This window comes from Devosia sp. Root436 (assembly GCF_001426345.1).
Classification (GTDB): Bacteria; Pseudomonadota; Alphaproteobacteria; order Rhizobiales; family Devosiaceae; genus Devosia.
In genome coordinates this window covers 344,274-366,720 of record NZ_LMEM01000010.1, presented here as the reverse complement: position 1 = coordinate 366,720, position 22,447 = coordinate 344,274, and the positions used below count along the sequence as shown (strand labels likewise).

Sequence of the window (22,447 nt, the reverse complement as noted above, 5' to 3'; positions counted from 1 at the left end):
GCGTTGGCGGAAAGGGTCGATCCTCAACATCTGGGCGGAAGGTAACCGACAAGCTCAACTTTGGCGCGCCCAGACTGGTTTGCTGGTTAAGGCGCCATGAAGTGCGAAACCCTTACAAAATATGAATATTTTTAGACTTTCTTCCCCTCTCCCCTTGCGGAAGAGGGCGGGTGAGGGGTTTGCCTTCCCCATCGCAGACCCCTCATCCGGGGCTGCGCGCCCCCTTCTCCCGCGCGGGGAGAAGGAAAAGGCGCCCCGCACTGGCAATTTTCGCCTTTATCCGCCATATAGAGCCCGAACAGCATTGGACGAGGCAGACCAATTGAGCGGCGCGCCGTTTCTCAAGATGAACGGGCTGGGCAACCAGATCATCGTGGCCGACATGCGCGGCCGCGCCGACCGGGTCACCCCGGCGGCGGCGATCGCCATCAATGCGACCGCCGGGACCAGCTTCGACCAGATCATGGCAATCCACGATTCCCGCACGCCAGGCACCGCCAACTATATCGAGATCATCAATTCGGATGGCTCCATCGCCCAGGCCTGCGGCAATGGCATGCGCTGCGTGGTGCAGATGCTGACGGCAGAGCAGGGCCAGCAGAAGTTCACCTTCGAGACCGTGGCTGGGATCCTGTTTGGCGAGACCCGCGACGACGGCATGATCACCGTCGACATGGGCACGCCAAAGTTCGCCTGGTACGACATTCCCCTGGCCGATGAATTTGCCGACACCCGCAAGATCGAATTACAGATCGGCCCGATCGACGCGCCAGTGCTCCATTCGCCTTCGGTCGCCTCGATGGGCAATCCGCAAGCCACCTTCTGGGTGCATGACGATGTGTGGAACTATGCGCTCGACCGCTTCGGGCCCATGCTGGAAAACCACCCCATCTTCCCAGAACGCGCCAATATCTCCATCGCCCAGGTGGTGGCCCAGGACAAGATTATCCTCCGCACCTGGGAACGCGGCGCCGGCCTCACCGAAGCCTGCGGCACCGCCGCCTGCGCCGCCGTGGTCAATGGCGCCCGCACCCGCCGCACGGCACGATCCGCCACCGTCACCCTGCCCGGCGGGGACCTGTTCGTAGCATGGCGCGACGACGACCATGTGGTACTGACCGGCCCGGCCGAGCTCGAATGGACTGGTACGCTCGACCCCGCCTCCGGCCTTTGGGCGCGCAACGAGGTGGCGGCCTGATGGCCGTCGAAACGGTAACATTCGGCTGCCGGCTCAACGCCTACGAAGCCGAGGTGATGAAATCAGAGGCCGAAAAGGCCGGGCTCGACAATGCCATCATCATCAATACCTGCGCCGTCACTGCCGAAGCGGTGAAACAGGCCAGGCAGGCCGTGCGCAAGGCCCGCCGCGACAATCCATCGGCCCGCATCATCGTCACCGGCTGCGCCGCGCAGACCGAAGCCCGCAGCTTCGGCGACATGGCGGAGGTCGACCTCGTCATCGGTAATGCCGACAAGATGAAGGCGCAGAGCTACGCCCCCATGGTCTTCGGCACGCCGCTCAACGACAAGGTGCAGGTCAACGATATCATGAGCGTGCGGGAAACCGCCGGCCACCTGATCGAGGGCATGGACGGCCGCGCCCGCGCCTTCGTCCAGGTGCAGAACGGCTGCGACCACCGCTGCACCTTCTGCATCATCCCCTTCGGCCGCGGCCCCTCGCGATCGGTGCCCATGGGCATGGTGGTCGAGCAGGTGAAAAAGCTCGTCGCCAACGGCTATCGCGAAGTGGTCCTGACTGGCGTCGACATCACCTCCTACGGCCCCGACCTGCCCGGCAGCCCGACCCTGGGCAAGCTGACCCAGTCCATCCTGCGCCATGTCCCCGATCTGCCGCGCCTGCGCATTTCTTCCATCGACTCCATCGAGGCCGACGAAGCGCTGTATGATGCCGTGGCTACCGACCGAAGGCTGATGCCGCATCTGCATCTCAGCCTGCAATCGGGCGACGACATGATTCTGAAACGCATGAAGCGCCGCCACTCCAGGGACGACGCGCTGGCCATTGTCGGCAAGCTGCGCAGCCTGCGCCCCGACATGGTCTTCGGCGCCGATATCATCGCCGGCTTCCCCACCGAAACCGACGCCATGTTTGCCAATACGCTCGCCATCGTCGCCGAGGCGGACCTGACCTATCTCCACGTCTTCCCCTATTCGCCGCGCGAGGGCACACCCGCCGCCCGCATGCCGCAGGTGGACAAGAAAATCGCAAGAAATCGGGCAGAAATCTTGCGGCAGGCCGGCAACCTGCAGCTGGCAAATCTGATGGCCAGCCGGATCGGCAAGATCGAGAACGTCCTCATCGAGCGCAACGGCCTGGGCCGCACCGAACAGTTCGTGCCGGTCACCGTGGCGGGCTCGCAACCGGGCGAGCTGCTGGCCGTTCGGGTTACGGGCACTGCCGCTGATGGGCTGATCGGCGAAGCGCTGCGCGAAGCCGCCTGAATACGGACCAAAGGCAAAAAATGACCGACAAGAAGCCGGGATTCTTCAAGCGCCTGTTCGGCGGCGAGCCGCCGGTGCAGACGCCTGCGCCGCCCGAAACGCGGCCGGAAACCCCGGCGCCGGCGCCCGAGCCGGTCGCGCCCACGCCCGCGCCACCACCTGATGTGGTACCCGAGCCTGAACCCGTCCCCTTGCCCGGTCCGCCGGAAACCACGCCCGACTATGTCGAGGATATCGAGGAGCAGTCCACGCCGCAGCCCCAGCCGGAGCCGGTGGTCGAGACCATGGCGGTTGCCATCGATCCGCCCGCCATGGTGGAGGTTCCCCTCGAAGCGCCGCGCCAGGGCTGGTTTGTTCGGCTGGCCACCGGCCTCAAGCGCTCGTCCGACCAGCTCACCGGCTCGATCACCTCGGTCTTTACCAAGCGCAAGCTCGATGCGGCGACGCTGGATGAGCTGGAAGACGTGCTGATCCAGGCCGATCTGGGCATTGAGACCGCCACGGCCATATCGGAGACCCTGCGCCGCGACCGCTTCGACCGCGATGTATCGGGCGAGGATGTCCGCGCCGTGCTGGCCGCCGAGGTCGAGAAGGTGCTGGGTCCGGTTGCCCTGCCGCTGGTGATCGACCCCGCGCAAAAACCCTTCGTCATCCTGATGATCGGCGTCAACGGCTCGGGCAAGACCACCACTATCGGCAAGCTGGCGCAGAAGCTGGCGGTCGAGGGCAAGTCGGTGATGCTCGCGGCCGGCGACACCTTCCGCGCCGCCGCAATCGAGCAATTGCAGGTCTGGGGCCAGCGCACCAATGCGCCGGTCATTACCCGCCCGGCCGGTGCCGACGCTTCGGGCCTCGCCTATGACGCGGTGACGCAGGCAAAGGCCGAGGGCCGCGACGTGCTCATCATCGATACGGCGGGGCGGCTGCAGAACCGCGACGAGCTGATGAACGAGCTGGAAAAGATCATCCGCGTCATCAAGAAGGTCGATCCCAGCGCCCCCCATGCCACCCTGCTGACGCTCGATGCCACCACCGGACAAAACGCCCTCAGGCAGGTGGAAATCTTCGGCCAGCGCGCCGGCGTGACCGGGCTGGTCATGACCAAGCTCGACGGCACGGCACGCGGCGGCATTCTCGTCGCCATTGCCCGCAAATTCGGCCTGCCGGTGCACTTCATCGGCGTCGGCGAAAGCGTGGGCGATCTCGAACCGTTTACCGCCAGCGACTTCGCCCGGGCCATTGCGGGAGGGGAATAGCCCCAATCTCACCACGCTTGCGGTCTATCCCGCCTTGCATCACCCGGCGCTTGCCCTCACATTGCAACGCGTCGAACTGAAAGCCTTGCCCATGGTCGAAAAAGCCACCGAGAAAGCCGAGCCCGAAATCAACTGGGACGAGTTGCGCCCGCAGCTGACCAAGATGGCGCTCGAACTGGGCCCGCTGGTGGTGTTCTTCATCGCCAATGCGCGCGCCGACATTTTCGTCGCCACCGCCTGGTTCATGGGCGCCATGGTGATTTCGCTGGTGCTGACCTGGCTGATCCTCAAGAAGATCGCCATCATGCCGCTGGTGACTGGCGTCGTCGTGCTGGTCTTCGGCGGACTGACGCTCTGGCTGCAGGACGACACCTTCATCAAGATCAAGCCGACCATCACCAATTCGCTGTTCGCGGCGGTGCTGCTGGGCGGGCTGGTCTTCGGACAATCGCTGCTGAAATACGTCTTCGGCGACGTCTACAAGCTGCGCCCCGAGGGCTGGAGCAAGCTGACGCTGAACTGGGGCCTGTTCTTCGTGGTTCTCGCTGTCATCAACGAGATCCTGTGGCGCAATTTCTCGACCGATATCTGGGTCGCCTTCAAGGTCTGGGGCGTGATGCCGCTGACCGTGATCTTCTCGATCACCCAGGTCGGCCTGCTCAACAAATACGCCCCGCCGGCCGAGCCCAAGCACGTACCGCCGATCGTGGTGGAGAGTTAGCACCTCTTCACCTCTCCCTTCGGGGGAGAGGTCGGCCGAAGGCCGGGTGAGGGGGCCTTTACTTGGCTCGGTGTTCGGGGAAGGCCCCCTCACCCGACCCGAAGGGGTCGACCTCTCCCCCAAGGGAGAGGTGGCGCTGCGCGCCTACCCGAACACGCCCACGATCGCCCCGTCGATCAGCAGCACCGCCAGCAGGTAGCCACCATCGATGACGGTGAGCGACCAGCGCGCACCCTGGTAGCGATGGTTGAGCACCATGGATGTGGCGATGAAGCCCAGCCACATATGAGCACCGACGATCAGCCCGTTGGTGACGCTGAGCGAGCCGGTCAGCAGCGGCGTCAGCAGGGCGATGAAATAGGCCATGACCAGCAGGCACAGCACCGACCATAGATAGGGCGTGTAATCGGCCTTATCGATATCCTCGGGCTTCTTGCCGATGGCGGCAGTCCACTGCCTGGCCAGCAGCATGTACCACCCGGCCCCGAAGCTCCAGCTGACGACAGTGGCCAGGATCACGGCGAGCCAGTTGACGGCGAAATGCGACATGATTGATTTCCCCCGAGCGCTATTTGCGCGAGAGGGAGATTAGCGTTCGGAACGCCGACAGCCTAGAGTCGATGGCGACACTTCCCTATCGGCACTGTCCACCCTCCCCCTTATGGAGGAAGGAAGCAGTCTCGTCACTGAGCGTGGGCTCCCTCGCCCCTGAGGGGAGAGGGTGGGGTGAGGGGTTCAGTGCTGGTGAAATGCACAATGTCCGCCGCGGCGCTGAACCCCTCACCCGACCCTTCGGGTCGACCTCTCCCCTCAGGGGCGAGGTTACTTGGGCTCCACTCTCATATGCGATAGCCCTCCCCCTCGAGGGGAGGGAGGCGCAAGAACCGACAATTCCAGGGACGCGGAAGGGGCAACCACGCCCTAAAGCCCGCCCATCTTGCAGATCAGCTTCCACTCATCCTCGCCGACCCGCGACACCGATAGCCGCGAGAGCCGCACCAGTTCGAGATTGGCCAGTTCCGGCGTGGCCTTGACCTCGGCCAAGGTCACCGGCTTGGGCAGCGGCTTCACCGCTTCCACATCGACGCATTGCCAGACAATCTTGCCCTTATCGTTGGGCTCGGCGGTGCTGTCAGGATGGGCCAGGGCGATCACCTTGATGATGCCCACGATCTCCTTGCCGATATTGGAATGATAGAAAAAGGCCAGGTCTCCCAGCTGCATTTCCATCATGTTGTTGCGCGCCGTGTAGTTGCGCACGCCATGCCACTGCTCGGGCTCGCCGCGCTTGGTCTTGGCCACCATGTCGTCGAAGGAGAAGACATCGGGCTCCGATTTCATCAGCCAATAGGCCATGGCTAGAACTCCCGTCCGCTATGGTTGAAAGCGATGCGCCACGGCTTGACCTCGACCGAACCGAAAATGCCCTCGGACACGAAGGGATCGGCCAGCAACACCGCCTTGGCCGCTTCGAGATTATCGGCTTCCAGCACCAGCAGCGAGCCTTCGGGATTGCCGTCCTCACCCATCAGCGCACCGGCAAAGACCAGCTTGTCGCCCATGGCGGTGAGGTGATCCATATGCACCGGCCGGGTGGCGGTACGCTTGTCGCCGGTTCCCGGCTTGTCCTTGGCGATCATCACGAAGAGCGGCATGGGATCAATCCTCCCGTTTGAGTGGGCGGGACATCAGCCCCGCAACGACTGTGGCAATATCGGCGCTGCCGCTCAGCACGGCATGCACCGCCTGGATCAGCGGCGCCTCGACGGCAAGGCTGCGCGCCAGCGCCTCGGCAACCGGTGTCGTGGCGACGCCTTCTGCCAGCTTGGCGCCATCGGCGATGATGGCTTCCACCGATTGGCCGCGGCCCAGCGCCATGCCGAACTGGTAGTTGCGCGACTGCACCGAGGTACAGGTCAGCGTCAGGTCGCCCAGCCCGGCAAGGCCGGTCAGCGTCGCTGCCGAACCGCCCATGGCCGAGACCATGCGCGCCATTTCCGCATAGGCGCGGGCGATCAGCGCCGAGCGGGCCGATGCGCCCAGGCCGGCGCCATCGACGGCGCCGCAGGCCAGGGCATAGACATTCTTCAGCGCCCCGGCGATCTCGACCCCGATACGGTCATCGGCGGCATAGGGGCGGAAGCTGGGCCCGGCCAGCGCCGCCGCCAGCGCCGAGGTCTCGTTGGCATCGTCGCCCGCCAGCGTCACCGCCGTCGGCCGGCCTGCCGCCACATCCATGGCAAAGCTGGGGCCGGACAGAACGAAGGGAATGGCATCGGGCGCCATGTCGTTGAGAATTTCGCTCTGCCGCTGCAGCGTGCCTGTTTCGAGCCCCTTGGCCGACAGCACCACCGGCTTGCCGGCGAGGAGAACGGGGTCGAGCGCCGCCAGGGCGGCACGGCTCGATTGGGCGGGGACAGCCAGGATGACGATGTCGGCATCGCCTGCGGCGGTCGTGGCGCTGATGGCCGGATGAAGCTTCTGCGCTCCCAGATAGCGGGCATTGGCATGGCTGGTATTGATCTCGTCGACCTGGCTCGCATCCCGCGCCACCAGCGACACCGTGCGCCCGGCCATGGCGGCAGCCTGCGCCAGTGCCGTACCCCAGGCCCCGCCGCCGATGACCGAGACCGTTTCAAGCCGCATCGGGGGCTATCCTCATGTCATCGAGATCGAGCGGCCAGCGCGGCCGGGCGGTGAATTCGAGCCCGTCATGTACGCCTAACGCAAAACGCTCAGCCCCGGCCCAGGCGACCATGGCGCCATTGTCGGTGCAGAGCGCGATGGGCGGCACGATGAGCGCGGCACCCGCCTCGGCACAGGCACCGCGCAAAGCGCTGCCGATGGCCTGATTGGCGGCAACGCCGCCGGCCACCACCAGTTGCGGGCTGGCATCGGGCAATTCAGCCTTGAACTTGGCCAAAGCCTGCCCGGCGCGCACCGCGACCACTTCGGCCACCGCCGCCTGAAAGCTGGCGGCGATATCGGCCACATCCTGGTCACCCAGCGGCGCCAATGCCTCGGCCTGCAGCCGCACCGCAGTCTTGAGACCGGAAAAGGAAAAATCGAGCCGCGCCTCGCGCAGCAGTGGTCGCGGAAACTTGAAGCGCTTCGGGTCGCCGGACTTGGCGATGGCCTCGACGGCCGGCCCACCGGGATGGCCGAGGCTTAGCAGCTTGGCCACCTTGTCGAAGGCCTCGCCCAAAGCATCGTCGATCGTCGTGCCCCAGCGCTCGTAATCGCCGACGCCACGCGCCAGCACGAACTGGCTGTGCCCGCCGCTCACCAGCAGCATCAGATAGGGGAACTGCACCCCGTCGGTCAGCCGCGCCGTCAGCGCATGGGCTTCCAGATGATTGACCGCGATCAGCGGCTTGCCCAGCGCCGCCGCCAGCGCCTTGGCGGTGGTGAGACCCACCAGTACGCCCCCGATCAGCCCCGGCCCGGCCGTGGCGGCGATGGCGTCGACCTCGTCCAGCCTTACGCCGGCCTCGCGGCAGGCCTGGGCGATGATATGGTCGAGATAGGTGACATGGGCGCGTGCCGCCAGTTCAGGCACCACGCCGCCGAATGCCGCATGTTCATCGAGCTGGCTGCGCACCACATTGGAGGCAATCGTGGCTCTGCCGGATTCGTCGCGCAGGACCACAGCTGCCGCGGTTTCGTCGCAGCTGGTCTCTATGCCGAGGATGATGGCTGGCGCTTGCCCGGTCACGATGAACTGGTTACTCCCTCTGGGGGTCAACCCTGCCTACTATAGGACGTTCGGACTTTGCAATCTTCGACACCATTCGCCCGGATCGGAACACGCGGCAGCCCGCTGGCCTTGGCCCAGGCGCGGCTGGTGCGGCGCCTGCTGAGCGAAGCCCATGGCGTCAGCGAGGATGATATCGCCATCGAGGTGATTTCCACCGGCGGCGACCGCAGCCAGGCCAGCAATGCCAGCCTGATCGAAATCGGCGGCAAGGGCCTGTTCACCAAGGAAATCGACGAGGCCATGCTGTCGGGCCGGGTCGATATCGGCGTCCATTCCTCCAAGGATGTGGCGACGCGCCTGCCCGATGGCATCAGCCTCGTGGCCTTTCTCGAACGCGAGGACGTGCGCGACGCTTTCCTCTCTGTCAAGGCGCGCGGCATCGACTACCTGCCCGAGCGCGGCAGGTTCGGCACCTCGTCCATTCGCCGCGCCGCGCAGGTTTTGCGCCTGCGGCCCGACCTCAACATCGTGCCCTTCCGCGGCAATGTCGGCACACGGCTGCAAAAACTGCTCGATGGCGTGGCCGACGGCACCATGCTGGCCATGGCCGGGCTCAACCGGCTGGGCGAGGGCCACCGGGCCACCGCCCTGCTCGACCCCGAAATCTTCATGCCGGCCCCGGCGCAGGGCGCCATCGGCCTGGCCGTACGCAGCGATGACGCGCGCATGGCCGGAATCGTCGCGGCGCTGGACCACGCCCCCACCCACAAGGCGATTCTTGCCGAACGCGCCATGCTGGCCGTGCTCGACGGCTCCTGCCGCACGCCGGTCGGCGCCTTGACCCGGCTCGATGGCGCCACGCTGACCCTCAAGGGGCAGATATTGAGCCTGGATGGCCGCACGGAATTCAACAGCGCTGCCACCGGCAGCGATCCCGAAGCGCTCGGCCGCCAGGTGGGCGACGACCTGATCGCGCAGGCCGGCACGGAATGGCTGGCGCAATGGGCGCAACGCTCATGAAGATGCTGGTGACCCGGCCCGAGCCCGATGCGCAGGCCACGCTGGCCCGGCTCGGTGCGCTCGGCATCGAGGCCATTGCCGCGCCCCTCATGGTGCGCCAGACGCTTGAGGGCAGCCTGCCGCCGCCAGATGGCTTCACCGCGATGGTGCTGACGTCAGCCAATGCCATCCGCGCGCTGGCCGACCGCAATATGCTCGACCGATACCGCCACCTGCCGGTTTTCGCCGTAGGCGACCATACGGCGCGCGAGGCCAACGAGGCCGGCTTTGTCCGGGTCAGCAGCGCCGCCGGGGCCTTCCAGGACCTGGTCAATGCCATGACCATAGCCCGCATGCGCGGACCGATCTTCTATCCCGCCGGCAAGCATCAAAGCGCCGACCTCGCCAAGGCCCTGGCGCCCTTGGGCGTCATGGTGGCGACTTCGAAGGTCTATGAAATGGTGGCGGCCGACGCCCTGCCCGATACCGTTCTGGCCGAACTGGGCGGAGAAATCGGCGCGGTACTGGCCTATTCGCGCCGTTCGTCCGAGATATTCGCCCGGCTGGCCGGCACTTTGCAGCGCGAGCGCCGCAACCGCCCGGCCATGCTCTGCATGTCCGAGGCGGTGGCCGAGCCACTGCTCGAAGCGCGCTTCAGCCGCATCAGCCTGGCCGACCGGCCCGACGAAGACGCCATGATGGCACTCGCTTTGGCTTTTGCCCGCGAGCAAACTGGGCCATGATCGGCACCCAAGAAGAGGACACTGCCATGGCGGACAGCAAGCCGACCGAAAGCAAGACCGGCCCGGTCAAACCGCCGGTGCTCGACCTCAAACCGCGCGAAACCGGCGCCGACAAGCCGGAAACCAGGCAGGCGCAGGCAAAGAGCGAGCAAGCGGCGGGCAAACCGGCGGCAGGCCCGCGGCAAGCCGGGAGCTTTGCCTTCGGCGCTGCGGTGCTTGGCGGCGTGCTCGGCCTCGCCGCGGCCTATGCCCTCGCCTGGTTCGGCCTGTGGCCATCGATGCCCGCACCCGCCCCGGTGGCCGATCCGCGCCTCGCCCAATTTGCCACCGCCATTCCCGAACTGGAGACGGTGACCGAGACCACCCAAAGCGAGCTGGCGACGCTCAACCAGCGCATCGGCGCCCTCGAATCGGCAGCCCCCTCCACCACCGGCGCCGCGCCGGTCGATCTCACGGAAATCGAGGCCGATATCGCCGCGCTCACCACCCGCATGGATACGCTGGCTGCCACGCCGGCCCCCGCTGCCGATAGCGGCGCAGCCGACGCCCTGCGCACCGACCTCGCCGCACTGGGCACAAGGCTCGACGAAGTCGCCGCCCGGCTCGGCACCGCCGAAGCCGGATTGCGCACCCTCGACACCACCATGACCGCGACCACAGCCACGCTGGCCGAGCAGCCCGGCGATATCGGCGCGGTGCTGCAATTGCCGCTGATCCTGTCCGGCTTCGAAACCGCCTTTGCCAATGGCCGGCCCTATGAAACCGAGCTGGCTGCGCTGCGCGCCGCCATGCCCGAGGCCGCGGTGCCCACCGCCATCGCCAATAATGCCGAAACCGGTCTCACGCGCCCCGACGTGATCTCCAGCCGTTTCGCCGCAGTGCTGCCGGCCATGCTGGCGGGCCGCCCGGCCGATCCCACGGCGCAATGGCAGGATGGCGCGCTCGACTGGTTCCGCTCGGCTATTGCGCTGCGGCCCACCGGCGAGATCGCGGGCGATACCCCCGAAGCGGTGATGTCGCGCCTTGAAGGCGCCATTGCCCGCCGCGATTTCGTCACCGCCGAAACCCTGCTGCCAGCCCTGCCCGCCCCCATGCTGGCGGCCGGCGAGGATGTGCCGGCCCTGATCGCTGGCCAGGCCGAGGCCGCGCGCTTCCTCGATACGCTGCGGGCCAGCGCCCTTGCCGGCGGAGTCGGCCAATGATCCGCCTCGCCTCCTGGATAACAGGCAGCCTGCTGGTTGCCGCACTGGCGGCCTGGCTGATTTCGCTGCCCGGCACGCTGACACTGGAAGCAGCCGGCTATCGCATGCAGCCCAGGTTGGGCGCGGCCATCTTCATGGTCATCGTCGTGGCCATCGTGGTCATCGGCCTTTGGGCCATCGTCCGGCGCATCCTGTCGGCGCCGCGCAACATGGCCCGCCGCAGCCGCGAACGCCGGCGCGAGCAGGGGGTCGAAGCCTTGTCCGACGCCATCGTGGCCCTGCAGGCCGGCGATCCGGGCCGTGCCCGCATGCTGGCGCGCGAGGCGCAGGCCCGCCTGCCCGCCAATGCCGCCGCAAGGCTGCTCGAGGCCCGCGCCGACCTGGCTTTGGGCGACATGCCGGCGGCACGCGAGCATTACCGCGCCCTCATCGCCAGCGAAAAGACCGCAGTCGCCGCATTGACCGGACTTTACGACCAGGCCCGCACCCAGCAACGGCCCGAAGCGGCGCTGACCTTTGCCCGCAAGGCCCTGGCGCTGGCGCCGCAAAGCAGCTGGGCTGCCGACGCCGTCTTCGACGACCTGACGCGGCGCGGCCAATGGGCCGATGCGGTGGCCATGGTCAATGTCGAGCAGGCGCAGAGCCGCGAGGACCGCGCCCGCAAGCGCCGCCGCCAGGCGGTGATCGAAACCGCCCGCGCCCGCGAGGCCGAGACCAGCGCGCCGCTGGCCGGGCTCGACCACGCGCTGACCGCGCTCAAGCTGCTGCCCGACTTTGTGCCGGCAGCCCTGATCGCCGCCCGCATCCACATCAACAGGGGCGAGACGCGCAAGGCCATGAGCCTGCTGCGCCGCATCTGGCGCGCTACCGGCCACCCCGATATCGCCGCGCTCTATGCCCATGCCCAACCCGGCGCCTCGGCGGTGGAACGGCTCAAGCGCCTGGGCGAAATCATCGAGACCCCGCCGCCACATCGCGCCGCCGGCATGGCCCTGGCCCGCGCCGCCATCGATGCCTATGACTGGCCCCTGGCCCGATCGGCGCTGGCGCCCTTCATCGGCCCCGAGGCCACCCAGGGCGTCGCCAGCCTGATGGCCGAGATCGAGGAAGGCCAGAGCGGCGACCAGGGCAAGGCCCGCGAATGGCTGGCCCGCGCCGTCCGCGCCCCGCGCGACCCGGCCTGGACCGCCGATGGCCTGGTCAGCGACGAATGGGAGCCGATATCCCCGGTCACTGGCAAGCTCGACGCTTTCGAGTGGAAAGTGCCGATGACCATCACCGGCCGCCCGATCGCCGAACCGCTCCCCCCGCAATTGCCCGCGGAAGCCCCCTTGCCTCTTGCACCGGCCGCCAACCCAACGTAAAAGGCCAGCCGTTGCCGCTTTAGCTCAGTTGGTAGAGCACATCATTCGTAATTAGCGGGTCCGCTACAGAATGAGGTTCGAAGCCAGTGAGTTGGGGCTGGTGAGTGAAAGTTAGTAGGGCCATAGTATGGCCAGTGTGAAGGGTTAAGCCGCTTTAGCTCAGTTGGTAGAGCACATCATTCGTAATGATGGGGTCAGGTGTTCGAGTCACCTAAGCGGCACCATTTCCACGCATCGAGATCAACGATCTTCAGCCCGGCGGCGTCACCACGTCCCGGTGGCGTGAGGCGACGAAGCCGTTGAGCAGCAGCGAGACCAGGATCAGCGCCCCGCCGGCAATGATCGGCGCATCGAGCGATTCCCCAAAAAACAGCAGCCCGGCGCCGATGGCCAGGGGCAATCGGATGAAGTCGACGATAATCAATACCGATGCCCGGCCCATGCGCATGGCGGCCGATACCGAGAGTTGCGCCAGCAATCCACCCACGCCCTGAATGGCCATGATGGCGAGGTCGAGCGGAGCCGGATTGGACCAGAATGGCGCGCACATCAGCCCGGCCAGCGGCACGCTGAGGATCAGGTTGAGCCAGGTGACGCGGCGCCCGTCCTCGCGGTCGGCCGAGGCCTTGAGCAGCAGCATGACGGCCGCCAGCGCCAGCGCCGAGGCAAAGGCATAGAGCAGGTTCCAGTCGGGTGCCGTCACATCGGGCCGCACCACCACCAGCACGCCACCGAAGCCGATCAGCAGGGCCACCATCTGCGGCCAGCGCACGCGCTCGCCAAGGATGAGCACCGCGCCGATGACGGCGAAGACCGGCGTGGTGAAGCCGATCGAGGTCACGGTCGCCAGCGGCAATTGGCCAATGGCGATGAAGGAGGCGCCCAGCGCGAAGAGCTTGAGCACGGCGCGCGCAATATGCAGCGGCCACAGCGTGCCGCCGCGCAAATGCCATTCGGCCCGCGGCATCAGCGCCATCAATGCCAGCATGCTGAAGAGATTGCGGAAGAACACGATCTCGAACGGATGCACGCGGTCATCGATGAGCCGCACCGCGATCACGTCCATGACCCCGACCACGGCAGCGACCAGCATCAGCATGCAGCCGGCAAGAATGGGGTTAAGGCGCAATCAGAGCGGCCAGTTCACGTTGAGGGCTGTGGCCCGGCTCGCCAGGCCATCGAGAATGGCGTCGTCGATCTCGACCCCTTCGGCCAGCGCGCGCCGCCGTGATGCTGCGGCGCCGTCGCCGGGCACCCGCACCTTGCCCAAGCCCGGCGCCGGCCGGTTGTCGCGGCAGAGGCCGGCGGTATGGCTGGCCTCGGTCACGAAGGCCTCCCGGCCACTGAAGGCGGCGGGATCGAGCACCTGGAGGAACACCGAGAGCGTCATCGGCTCGTGCTGTTCGGCGCGGCCGCTGCCGGCAAGTCCCTGGCTCAGCACATCGACGGCGAGCGCCATGCCGAAACCCTTGTAGCCCTTGCGCGCGCCGCCGATGGGCATGAGCGTGCCGCCGCGCGACACCACATCCTCGGGATCGTCGGTGGGCTGGCCATCGGCGGTGAGCCCCCAGGCCTCCGGATAGCGCTGCCCCGCGGCCGCCAGCTGCCGTGTCATGGTGGTCGTGGTGATGGAGGCGCTGATATCGATGAGGATCGGGTCCCCGTCGGTGGGAAAGCCATAGGCCTGGGGATTGGGCGTCAGCACCGGCTCGGTGCCGCCGAACGGGGCCATGCGGCAGGCCGACACGGTGGAGCAGTTCATCTGGACGACATAGCCCTGGTCCGTGACCCGCCTCATATAGGCGGCCAGCGCCCCGGTGTGATGGCTGTTGCGGATGGCGACGGTCACCACGCCATATTGGGCCACCCGCGCGCAGGCCAGATCGAGCGCCCGGCGGACCAGCCATGGCCCTGGCAGCTTGCGGCCATCCCAGGTGATGCAGGCGCCGCGGTCGGCAATGACCTCGATATCGCCCTGCCCCTTGAGCTCGCCATTGCGCAGGCCATCGAGATAACCCGCCACCAGGCCCGTGCCATGGGTGGTGTGGCCGATCATGTCGGCTTCGACCAGCACCTCGGCGACAACAGGGGCCTTGTCGGCATCCATGCCGCCGGCCGTGAGGAGAGCGCCAAGCGCATGGCGCAGGCGGTCGACATCGATACGCGCCATGCTCAGGCTCCGATCAGCTTGTTCTGGATCATGAAATCGCGCAGGCGATCCTGCTGCGTCGCGGTGAGCGGCCAGGCCGAAGGCGGGCGAGCCGGGCCGCAGTCGTGGCCCTGCATCTGCAGGGCCGATTTGACGCGGGTGACATTGGTGCCACCCATGTCTTCTGCCAGGAAGTTCCTGTGAATTTCCCCGGCCCTTGCACTATCCACTATCTTATCCCCTCACTTCAAATATATTAGTTTTTCGAGATAGGAACCGCATGATTCAAAGCCCGACCCCATCCCCTGCCCGCCTCGACCGGCGCCTTCCGGTGGTCAATCAGATCTTCGATGCGCTGCGCAACGAGATCATTGCTTTGCACCTGGAGCCCGGCAGCAACGTCTCGCGCAGTGCGCTGGCCGCCCGGTTCGGCGTGAGCCAGACCCCGATCCGCGAAGCGCTGCTGCGTCTGGAGCAGCAGGGGCTCGTCGATGTCTTCCCGCAATCGGGCACGATGATCTCGCTGATCGACGCCCGCCAGGCGGCGCAGGCGCAGTTCCTGCGCGTCGCGGTCGAGGCCGAAGTGGCCGAGACCATAGCGCGGAAGCCCACGGCCTATGACCTGAGCGAGGCCGAGGCGATCCTGGCCGAGATGTGGCGCATCTGGCGCGGCACCAACGATCCGCGCGCCATCCGCCCGCCGGACCAGAGCTTCCACGCCGCTTTGTGCGAGGCTGTCGGCCATGGTGAATTGTGGGAGCAGGTGGTGGCCCGCAGCGGCAATGTCGACCGCTTGCGCTCCATCAACATCTATCCCGGCAAGGCCGAGAGAATCCTCGCCGAACATGGCGAACTGCTCGATGCCCTCAAGGCGGGCGACGCCCCCCGCGCCCGGGCGGCGGTCCGTGTCCATCTGAGCGAGACGCTGCGCGCCGTGGACGATCTGCGAACCGCCTACCCCCATTACTTCCTGCCTTAGCTATAGGGCTTGATCAGGTTGGCGAGGATGGCCTCTTCCTCGTCGGTGAGATCGACCAGCGGCGAGCGCACCTTGCCGGCGGCGAAGCCGCGCTGGCGTACGCCGGCCTTGATGGCGGCAACGGCATAGCCGGCCCGGCGTTCGCGCAGGGCCATGAAAGGGTAGAAGAATTCGGTGAGAATCTTCTCCATGGTGGGACGGTCGTTGCCGCGCAGGGCGGTGTAGAATTTCAGCGCCGTTTCCGGGATGAAGTTGAACACCGCCGAGGAATAGGTGGTGACGCCCACCGCATTGAACGCCTCGGCGAACAGCTCATGCGTCGGCATGCCGCCGACATACGCGAGGCGATCGCCCAGGCGCGACACGATCTGGCGCACGGCGAGCACATCGCCCGTGCCGTCCTTGAACCCGATGAGGTTGGGGCACTCATCGGCCAGGCGTTCGAGGTGATCAGCATCAAGGCGCGAATTGCCCCGGTTGTAGAAGATGACGCCGATCTTGACCGCCTTGCAGACTTGCCTGGCATGCTCGTAGATGCCCGCCATCGGGGCCTCGGTGAGATAATGCGGCAGAAGCAGCAAGCCATCGGCGCCGGCAGCCTCGACGGCCTTGGCCATATCGACCGCCATGACCGTGCCATAGCCGCAGCCGGACAGGATCGGCGTATTGCCCGAAACCGACTTGGCGGTCCGGACGGCATCGACCACTTCCTCGGGACGCAGCGAGAACAGCTCGCCTGTGCCGCCGGCGGCGAACAGGCCCGCGGCCGGATAGGTCGACAGCCACTCGATATGGGCGGCATAGGCCGAGGCGTTGAAACGGTTGTCGGCGTCGAATGGCGTCACCGGGAAGGAGAGCAGGCCGGAACCGATACGGGCCTTGATATCTTGCGGAGTCATGAGAAAATTACCTTCCGGTCTTGGTACGCCAGGCGGCGAAGTTGATGTGGGTTTCGGGATTGGTGGGCGGATAGAGCCCGATAATGGTCTTGCCGTTGCGGACTTCCTCGGTGACGAAGTCCTCGAATACGGTCATCTCGACCGCCTCGTCGGCGATCTCGTCGGCAATGGCCTTGGGGATGATGATGACGGCTTCGTCGTCGCCGACCACCACGTCGCCGGGCCACACGGCCACGTCGCCGCAGCCGATCGGAATGTCGAATTCGAGCGCCTGGTGCAGTGTGAGGTTGGTCGGGGAGGATGGACGGTTGTGATAGGCCGGGATGTCGAGCGTGGCGATCTCGGGGCTGTCGCGGAAGCCGCCGTCGGTCACCACGCCGGCCGCGCCGCGCACCATGAGGCGGGTCACCAGGATCCCACCGGCCGAAGCGGCGCGCGGATCCTTGCGGCTATCCATGACCATGACGGCGCCCGGTGGACAGGCCTCGACGCCCGCCCGCTGCGGGTGGTTCGGGTTTTTGAACACCTCGATGCCGTTAAGATCCTCCCGCGCCGGGATGTAGCGCAGGGTGAAGGCCGGCCCCACCATGTTGCGGCCTTTCCGGGCCACGGGATGGACATCCTGGATGGTCTGGTTGCGCAATCCGCGCTTGAACAGCGCCGTGCATAGCGTGGCAACGCTGACACGAGACAGCTTGTCCCGTGTTTCGGGCTTCATCTGGTGGCTCACAATGATCTCCGCCGTTAGAAAATGTCGGGTTCGCCGGCCGTGCGGCCGAAGCTGGGCGCGAGGTAGTCGAAATCGCACCCCTTGTCGGCCTGGCTCACATGCTTGGCGAACATCCAGCCATAGCCGCGTTCGAAGCGCTCGGGCGGCTTGACCCAGGCGGCACGGCGCGCTTCCAGTTCTGCCGCGTCGACCAGCATTTCCAGGCGCCGGTTGGGCAGGTCGATGGAAACGATGTCGCCGGTGCGCAGCAGAGCCAGCGGCCCGCCGACAAAACTCTCGGGCGACACATGCAGCACGCAGGCGCCATAGCTGGTGCCGCTCATGCGCGCATCGGAAATACGCAGCATGTCGCGATGGCCTTGCTTCACCAGCTTGATCGGCAGGGGCATCATGCCCCATTCGGGCATACCCGGCCCACCCAAGGGTCCGGCATTGCGCAGGACGAGAACATGGTCCGGCGTGACATCGAGATCGGGATCGTCGATCGCCTTCTTCATCTCCGGGTAGCTGTCGAACACCAGCGCCGGCCCCTGATGCACATGGAAGCGCGGATCGCAGGCGGCCGGCTTGATCACCGCGCCATCGGGCGCCAGGTTGCCGCGCAGCACGGCGAGCGAGCCCTCCTTGTAGACCGGGTTGTCGAGCGACCGGATGACATCGTCATTGTAGATCGGCGCATCGGCCACCACTTCGCCCAGCGTCAGCCCCGATACGGTGAGCGCGCTGAGGTCCAGCTTGTCACCCAGATTGCGCATCAGGCCCAAGAGGCCTCCGGCATAGTAGAAGTCCTCCATCAGATAGCCCTTGCCCGAGGGCCGGACATTGGCGATCAGCGGGGTGGTGCGCCCCAGCGCATCGAGGTCATCCAGCGTGAAATCCACCTGGGCGCGGCGCGCCATGGCCAGCAGATGCACCACTGCATTGGTGGAGCAGCCGGTCGCCATCGCCACCACGCCGGCATTGCGCACCGAGGCGGCGGTGACGATCCTCTCCGGCGTCATCTCCTCCCAGACCATGTCGACGATGCGCCGGCCGCATGCGGCGGCCATGCGGATGTGGTTGGCATCGGGCGCCGGGATCGAGGAGGCGCCCGGCAGCGTCAGGCCCATCGCGTCGGCGATCGCCGTCATGGTGGAGGCGGTGCCCATGGTCATGCAATGGCCATGCGAGCGGGCGATGCCCGCCTCAACGCCCAGCCATTGCTGGTCGGTGATATTGCCGGCGCGGCGCTCGTCCCAGTATTTCCAGCCGTCCGAGCCCGAGCCCAGTTGCTGGCCGGCATAATTGCCGCGCAGCATCGGCCCGGCCGGCAGGTAGATCATCGGCAGCCCGGCCGACAGCCCGCCCATGATCAATGCCGGCGTGGTCTTGTCGCAGCCGCCCATCAGCACCACGCCATCCACCGGATGGGAGCGCAACTGCTCCTCCACTTCCATGGCCAGCAGGTTCCGGTAGAGCATGGTCGTGGGCTTCATGAAGCTCTCGGACAGGGTCACCGCCGGCATTTCGACCGGGAAGCCACCGGCCTGCAGCACGCCGCGCTTCACGTCTTCGACGCGCTGCTTGAAATGGGAGTGGCAAGGATTGAGGTCGGACCAGGTGTTCATGATCGCGATGATCGGCTTGCCCACCCAGTCGTCGGGTGCGTAGCCCATCTGCATGATGCGCGAGCGATGGCCGAAACTGCGCAGGTCATCGGGCGCGAACCACCGCGCGGAACGCAAATCTTCCGGCTTCTTGGTCTTGGGATGGGGTGAGGTCATGGCGGGCTCAGGGGTGTGATGAGAGGGCGGCCGGAAAAGTGGGCCGCCAGGTTATCGACGACGAGCTGGCTCATCCGGCTTCGGGTTTCGAGACTCCCGCTCGAATGGTGCGGATAGAGAACGACATTGGGCAGCCGGGCCAAGGCCGGATCGACATTGGGTTCGTCGGCATAAACGTCGAGCCCGGCGCCGCGGATACCGCCGCTGCCGAGCGCGGCGATCAGCGCCTTCTCGTCGACGACGCTGCCGCGCGAAATATTGACCAGCCAGCCGTCCGGCCCGAGCGCGGCCAGCTCCCTGGCGCCGATCAGCCCGCGGGTCTCTTCGCCGCCCGGACAGGTCAGCACCAATACGTCGGAAGCCCGGGCAAGGTCCTCGACGCTGGCGTGATAATCATAGTCGACCGCCTGCGGCCGCCGGCCGGTATAGGCAACGCGCATCTTGAGGGCCTTTGCCCGATCCGCCACTTCCCTTCCGATACGGCCGAGGCCGACAATGCCCAGCACCTTGCCGGTCAGCGTGGTGGTGAAATTCATCATGCCCTGCCGCGCCCAGTCGCCGGAGCGGACATAGTCGTGTCCCTGCGGCATCTGGCGCAGCGCGGCGATGACCAGCCCGATGCCCAGATCGGCCACGTCGTCATTGAGTACATCGGGCGTATTGGTCACCGCGACGTCGCGCGCCTGGCAGGCCTCGACGGCAATGCTGTCGGTGCCGACGCCGGACGAGGCGACGATTTCGAGCGCCGGCAACTGCCCCAGCAGCCCGGCCGGAAAGCCCTTGCCGCCGGTGGTGACGACACCCCTGACCTGGCTGCCGATATCGCGCACCATGGCAACCTTGTCGGTGGACGAATGATAGTGATGCAGCCGATAGGCCGCTTCCAGCTGCTGCATCTGGGCCGGCAGGATGGGCTGGACGACGAGTATGTCGATGCGCTGATCCATCACGCGGACTCGCTTTGATGCTTGCCGCGCTGGTCGGGATCGGCCTCGAGGCTGGCCGCCAGCAGCGCCTGCGTATAGGCGTGGACGGGCGCTTCGAATATCTGGACGACGTCGCCTTCCTCGACGATCACGCCTTCCTTCATCACCACGACCCGATCGGCGAAATCGCGGACCACGGGCAGGTCATGCGCGATGAAGATGAAGGCAACGCCCAGCCGGTCGCGCAGGCTGTCGAGCAGCCTGATGACCTGGGACTGTACCGACACGTCGAGCGCCGACACCGCCTCGTCGCAGATGATGATGCGCGGCTGCATGGCCAGGGCCCGGGCAATGGCGATGCGCTGGCGCTGCCCGCCGGAGAACTGATGCGGATAGCGGTCGGCATGCTCGGGCTGCAACCCGACCAGGTCGAGCAGTTCGAGTACCCGCTCGCGCCACTGGCCCCGCGGTACGATGTCGGCATGGATGCGCCAGGCCTCGGAAATGATCTGGAACACGCTCATGCGCGGATTGAGCGACTGGGTGGGGTCCTGGAACACCATCTGGATATCGCGGCGGAGCAGGAACATCTCCTTGTCGCTGAGCGCACAGAGGTCGCGCCCGCCATAGTGGACGCTGCCCGAATCGGCATCATCGAGCCGCACGATGGCGCGAGCGGTGGTGGATTTGCCCGAACCCGATTCCCCGACAATGGCGACGGTTTCCCCCGCCCGCAGGTCGAAACTCACATCGCGCAGCGCATGATAGGCGCCGAAATGCTTGTTGAGATTGCGCACCGAAAGGATCGGTTCGGCAACGCCAATGGCGCTGTGACGAATGCTGCCCTGCCCGGGTACGGCGGCAATGAGCTTTTGCGTATAGGCGTGGCTCGGATGCTTGAGCACATCGCGCACCGCCCCCGTCTCCACCACTTCGCCGGCATTCATAACGATAGCCCGGTCGGCCATTTCCGCTACCACGCCCAGATCGTGGGTGATGAGCAGCAGGCCCATGCCGGTCTCGTCGCGCAGTTCCTGCAGCAGGCGCAGGATTTGCAGCTGCACGGTGACGTCGAGTGCGGTGGTCGGCTCGTCGGCGATCAGCACGTCCGGGTCATAGCCCAGCGCCATGGCGATCATCAGCCGCTGCCGCTGGCCGCCGGAAAACTGATGCGGATAGGCCTTGGCCCGCTGCTCGGCATCGCGGATGCCCACCCTTTCCATCAGCGCGATGGCGCGGCGCCTGGCATCGCCTGCCGGCATGCCGTGGACGCGCATGGCCTCGGCAATCTGCCAGCCCACCGGATAGACCGGATTGAGATGGGCCAGCGGATCCTGGAAGATCATCGCGATCTTGCGGCCATTGATCTCTCGCCTCTTGCCGGCCGGCATGTGGAGCAGGTCTTCGCCGCGATAGGTGATGGCCCCGGACGTGATCCGGCCCGGCGGGCAATCGATCAGGTCCATGACGGCAGAAGCCGAGACGGACTTGCCCGACCCGCTTTCGCCCAGGATGGCGAGCGTCTCGCCCCGATCGAGGTGGAAGCTGACATTACGGACAGCCTCGACCACCTTGCCTGCCGTGTGAAACTCCACCGAGAGGTCCCTGACCTCGAGGACATGCTCAGCCATTGGTCGTCTCCCTGCGCTTTTCGAGGCGCCAGCGCTGGGTGGGGTCGAGCACGATGCGCAGCCAGTTGGAAACCAGGTTCAGCGACATCGCCGTCAGCACGATGAACAGGCCCGGCCAGAAGCTCAGCCACCAGGCCTGGTTCATGTAGGGCCGGCCCTGGGCGACCATCAGGCCCCAGGTGACTTCGGGCGGCTGGATACCGATGCCGAGAAAGCTCAGCGAGCTTTCCGCCAGCATGACGAAGGCGAAATCGAGCGTCGCTATGGTCAGCAGCGTCGGCAGCACCATGGGCAGGATATGCACGAAGGCGATGCGCCAGGACGAAGCGCCCATGACCTTGGCGGCCTGCACGAACATGCGCTCGCGAATTTCCAGCACCTCGGCTCGCGTGGTGCGCAAATAGACCGGGATGCGGGTGATGGCGAGCACGATCACCAGGTTTCCGACCGCCGGCTCGAGCATGTAGAGCACGATCACCGCCAGCAGCAGCGAGGGAAAGCTCATGATGACGTCGGCCAGCCGCAGGATGGCGTCGGACAGGAATTTCCGCGAATAGCCGGCGACCAGCCCCAGGGCTGCGCCGATACAGGAGGCGGCGACCACGGTGAAGGCGGCGATCATCATGGTATTCTGTGCCGCGACGATGATGCGGGCCAGGATAGGCCGCCCCAGGCTGTCCGAACCCAGGATCATCAGCCAGCCGTGATCGAGCTGGAACGGCGCCAGGTTGCGGCCGCGGAAGGCGACCTTGCTGGCCACCCCGTCCAGCAGCGCCGGCCCGATCAGGGCGGCGATGGCGACGAGACAGAGAAAGATCACGGCGACCGTGGCGAACTTGTCGGCCAGCAGCAGGCCGAGCCAGGTCGGCAGTTTCGGGGGTGATTTGGCCGGAGCGCCATTGATACCGGTTTGGGTCATGGTCAT

General features: G+C 66.3%; 23 protein-coding genes and 1 tRNA gene. 10 read left to right on the top strand and 14 right to left on the bottom strand.

Features of this window, described 5'->3' with window-relative positions:
• Nucleotides 1-346: 346 nt before the first annotated feature.
• The 4 genes from dapF to ASD04_RS10615 all read left to right on the top strand — a co-directional run bounded on the left by dapF (nucleotide 347) and on the right by ASD04_RS10615 (nucleotide 4,440).
• Nucleotides 347-1,198, top strand: coding sequence for a diaminopimelate epimerase (gene dapF, locus ASD04_RS10630; RefSeq protein WP_156461213.1), 852 nt, complete (start codon nucleotides 347-349; stop codon nucleotides 1,196-1,198).
• Nucleotides 1,198-2,463 (top strand): tRNA (N(6)-L-threonylcarbamoyladenosine(37)-C(2))-methylthiotransferase MtaB, encoded by a 1,266-nt coding sequence (gene mtaB, locus ASD04_RS10625; protein ID WP_056256282.1) that lies wholly within the window; start codon nucleotides 1,198-1,200, stop codon nucleotides 2,461-2,463. Before dapF ends, mtaB begins: the two co-directional genes overlap by 1 nt.
• Nucleotides 2,464-2,483: 20 nt before the next feature.
• Nucleotides 2,484-3,719, top strand: a complete 1,236-nt coding sequence (ftsY, locus tag ASD04_RS10620; RefSeq protein ID WP_056256277.1) for a signal recognition particle-docking protein FtsY — start codon at nucleotides 2,484-2,486, stop codon at nucleotides 3,717-3,719.
• Between the two features lie 91 nt (nucleotides 3,720-3,810).
• Nucleotides 3,811-4,440: a septation protein A gene (locus ASD04_RS10615; protein ID WP_056256272.1), complete on the top strand. Its 630-nt coding sequence runs from the start codon at nucleotides 3,811-3,813 to the stop codon at nucleotides 4,438-4,440.
• A 144-nt stretch (nucleotides 4,441-4,584) separates the two neighbouring features.
• On the opposite strand, the gene ASD04_RS10610 is transcribed toward ASD04_RS10615, so the two are convergent.
• From ASD04_RS10610 to tsaD, 5 genes are all read right to left on the bottom strand, one after another.
• Entirely contained in the window at nucleotides 4,585-4,989 is a 405-nt protein-coding gene (locus ASD04_RS10610) for a DUF1761 domain-containing protein (protein WP_056256269.1), read from the bottom strand.
• Between the two features lie 372 nt (nucleotides 4,990-5,361).
• Entirely contained in the window at nucleotides 5,362-5,796 is a 435-nt protein-coding gene (locus ASD04_RS10605) for an EVE domain-containing protein (protein WP_056256268.1), read from the bottom strand.
• Nucleotides 5,797-5,798: 2 nt separating this feature from the next.
• Complete coding sequence (locus ASD04_RS10600; RefSeq protein ID WP_056256265.1) at nucleotides 5,799-6,095, bottom strand: YciI family protein; 297 nt, start codon at nucleotides 6,093-6,095, stop codon at nucleotides 5,799-5,801.
• 4 nt (nucleotides 6,096-6,099) lie between these two features.
• On the bottom strand, nucleotides 6,100-7,086 hold the full coding sequence (locus tag ASD04_RS10595; RefSeq protein ID WP_056256262.1) for an NAD(P)H-dependent glycerol-3-phosphate dehydrogenase: 987 nt from the start codon (nucleotides 7,084-7,086) through the stop codon (nucleotides 6,100-6,102).
• Nucleotides 7,076-8,155, bottom strand: coding sequence for a tRNA (adenosine(37)-N6)-threonylcarbamoyltransferase complex transferase subunit TsaD (tsaD, locus tag ASD04_RS10590; RefSeq protein ID WP_056256259.1), 1,080 nt, complete (start codon nucleotides 8,153-8,155; stop codon nucleotides 7,076-7,078). The genes ASD04_RS10595 and tsaD overlap by 11 nt, the downstream gene beginning before the upstream one ends.
• Before the next feature lie 57 nt (nucleotides 8,156-8,212).
• On the opposite strand from tsaD, the gene hemC reads away from it, so the two are divergent.
• From hemC to ASD04_RS10565, 5 genes are all read left to right on the top strand, one after another.
• A complete protein-coding gene (gene hemC, locus ASD04_RS10585) occupies nucleotides 8,213-9,157 on the top strand; it encodes a hydroxymethylbilane synthase (protein ID WP_056256258.1) in 945 nt (314 codons plus the stop codon).
• Nucleotides 9,139-9,879 (top strand): uroporphyrinogen-III synthase, encoded by a 741-nt coding sequence (locus tag ASD04_RS10580; RefSeq protein WP_056256255.1) that lies wholly within the window; start codon nucleotides 9,139-9,141, stop codon nucleotides 9,877-9,879. The genes hemC and ASD04_RS10580 overlap by 19 nt, the downstream gene beginning before the upstream one ends.
• Nucleotides 9,876-11,081, top strand: a complete 1,206-nt coding sequence (locus tag ASD04_RS10575; protein ID WP_056256253.1) for a hypothetical protein — start codon at nucleotides 9,876-9,878, stop codon at nucleotides 11,079-11,081. Before ASD04_RS10580 ends, ASD04_RS10575 begins: the two co-directional genes overlap by 4 nt.
• Nucleotides 11,078-12,445 (top strand): heme biosynthesis HemY N-terminal domain-containing protein, encoded by a 1,368-nt coding sequence (locus ASD04_RS10570; protein WP_056256250.1) that lies wholly within the window; start codon nucleotides 11,078-11,080, stop codon nucleotides 12,443-12,445. Before ASD04_RS10575 ends, ASD04_RS10570 begins: the two co-directional genes overlap by 4 nt.
• A 148-nt stretch (nucleotides 12,446-12,593) precedes the next feature.
• A tRNA-Thr gene (locus tag ASD04_RS10565) sits at nucleotides 12,594-12,669 on the top strand.
• Between the two features lie 26 nt (nucleotides 12,670-12,695).
• Here ASD04_RS10565 and ASD04_RS10560 read toward each other — a convergent pair.
• Genes ASD04_RS10560 through ASD04_RS19420 form a run of 3 tightly spaced genes read right to left on the bottom strand, consistent with a single transcriptional unit; the run spans nucleotide 12,696 to nucleotide 14,824 of the window.
• A complete protein-coding gene (locus tag ASD04_RS10560; protein ID WP_156461205.1) occupies nucleotides 12,696-13,574 on the bottom strand; it encodes a DMT family transporter in 879 nt (292 codons plus the stop codon).
• The gene (locus ASD04_RS10555) at nucleotides 13,575-14,615 is read right to left on the bottom strand and encodes an Ldh family oxidoreductase (protein ID WP_056256243.1); all 1,041 of its coding nucleotides are present in this window, start codon (nucleotides 14,613-14,615) and stop codon (nucleotides 13,575-13,577) included. It abuts the gene before it with no gap.
• A gap of 2 nt (nucleotides 14,616-14,617) precedes the next feature.
• Nucleotides 14,618-14,824, bottom strand: coding sequence for a hypothetical protein (locus ASD04_RS19420; protein WP_156461204.1), 207 nt, complete (start codon nucleotides 14,822-14,824; stop codon nucleotides 14,618-14,620).
• Between the two features lie 101 nt (nucleotides 14,825-14,925).
• Here ASD04_RS19420 and ASD04_RS10550 point away from each other — a divergent pair, with 101 nt between their 5' ends.
• Complete coding sequence (locus tag ASD04_RS10550) at nucleotides 14,926-15,573, top strand: GntR family transcriptional regulator (protein WP_162245121.1); 648 nt, start codon at nucleotides 14,926-14,928, stop codon at nucleotides 15,571-15,573.
• Here the strand turns inward: ASD04_RS10550 and kdgD are convergent.
• The 6 genes from kdgD to ASD04_RS10520 are packed head-to-tail and all read right to left on the bottom strand — an operon-like array spanning nucleotide 15,570 to nucleotide 22,441.
• On the bottom strand, nucleotides 15,570-16,472 hold the full coding sequence (gene kdgD, locus ASD04_RS10545) for a 5-dehydro-4-deoxyglucarate dehydratase (protein WP_056256238.1): 903 nt from the start codon (nucleotides 16,470-16,472) through the stop codon (nucleotides 15,570-15,572). The two genes, ASD04_RS10550 and kdgD, sit on opposite strands and share 4 nt — an antisense overlap.
• Before the next feature lie 7 nt (nucleotides 16,473-16,479).
• The gene (locus ASD04_RS10540) at nucleotides 16,480-17,190 is read right to left on the bottom strand and encodes a ribonuclease activity regulator RraA (RefSeq protein ID WP_056256236.1); all 711 of its coding nucleotides are present in this window, start codon (nucleotides 17,188-17,190) and stop codon (nucleotides 16,480-16,482) included.
• A gap of 26 nt (nucleotides 17,191-17,216) precedes the next feature.
• Nucleotides 17,217-18,965, bottom strand: a complete 1,749-nt coding sequence (araD, locus tag ASD04_RS10535; RefSeq protein WP_056256232.1) for an L-arabinonate dehydratase — start codon at nucleotides 18,963-18,965, stop codon at nucleotides 17,217-17,219.
• Nucleotides 18,962-19,912 carry a 2-hydroxyacid dehydrogenase gene (locus ASD04_RS10530; protein ID WP_056256228.1) on the bottom strand — a complete coding sequence of 317 codons (951 nt, stop codon included), beginning with the start codon at nucleotides 19,910-19,912 and terminating at the stop codon, nucleotides 18,962-18,964. Before ASD04_RS10530 ends, araD begins: the two co-directional genes overlap by 4 nt.
• Entirely contained in the window at nucleotides 19,912-21,522 is a 1,611-nt protein-coding gene (locus ASD04_RS10525; RefSeq protein WP_056256226.1) for an ABC transporter ATP-binding protein, read from the bottom strand. Before ASD04_RS10525 ends, ASD04_RS10530 begins: the two co-directional genes overlap by 1 nt.
• Nucleotides 21,515-22,441 (bottom strand): ABC transporter permease, encoded by a 927-nt coding sequence (locus ASD04_RS10520; RefSeq protein WP_244488297.1) that lies wholly within the window; start codon nucleotides 22,439-22,441, stop codon nucleotides 21,515-21,517. The genes ASD04_RS10525 and ASD04_RS10520 overlap by 8 nt, the downstream gene beginning before the upstream one ends.
• Nucleotides 22,442-22,447: the final 6 nt, after the last annotated feature.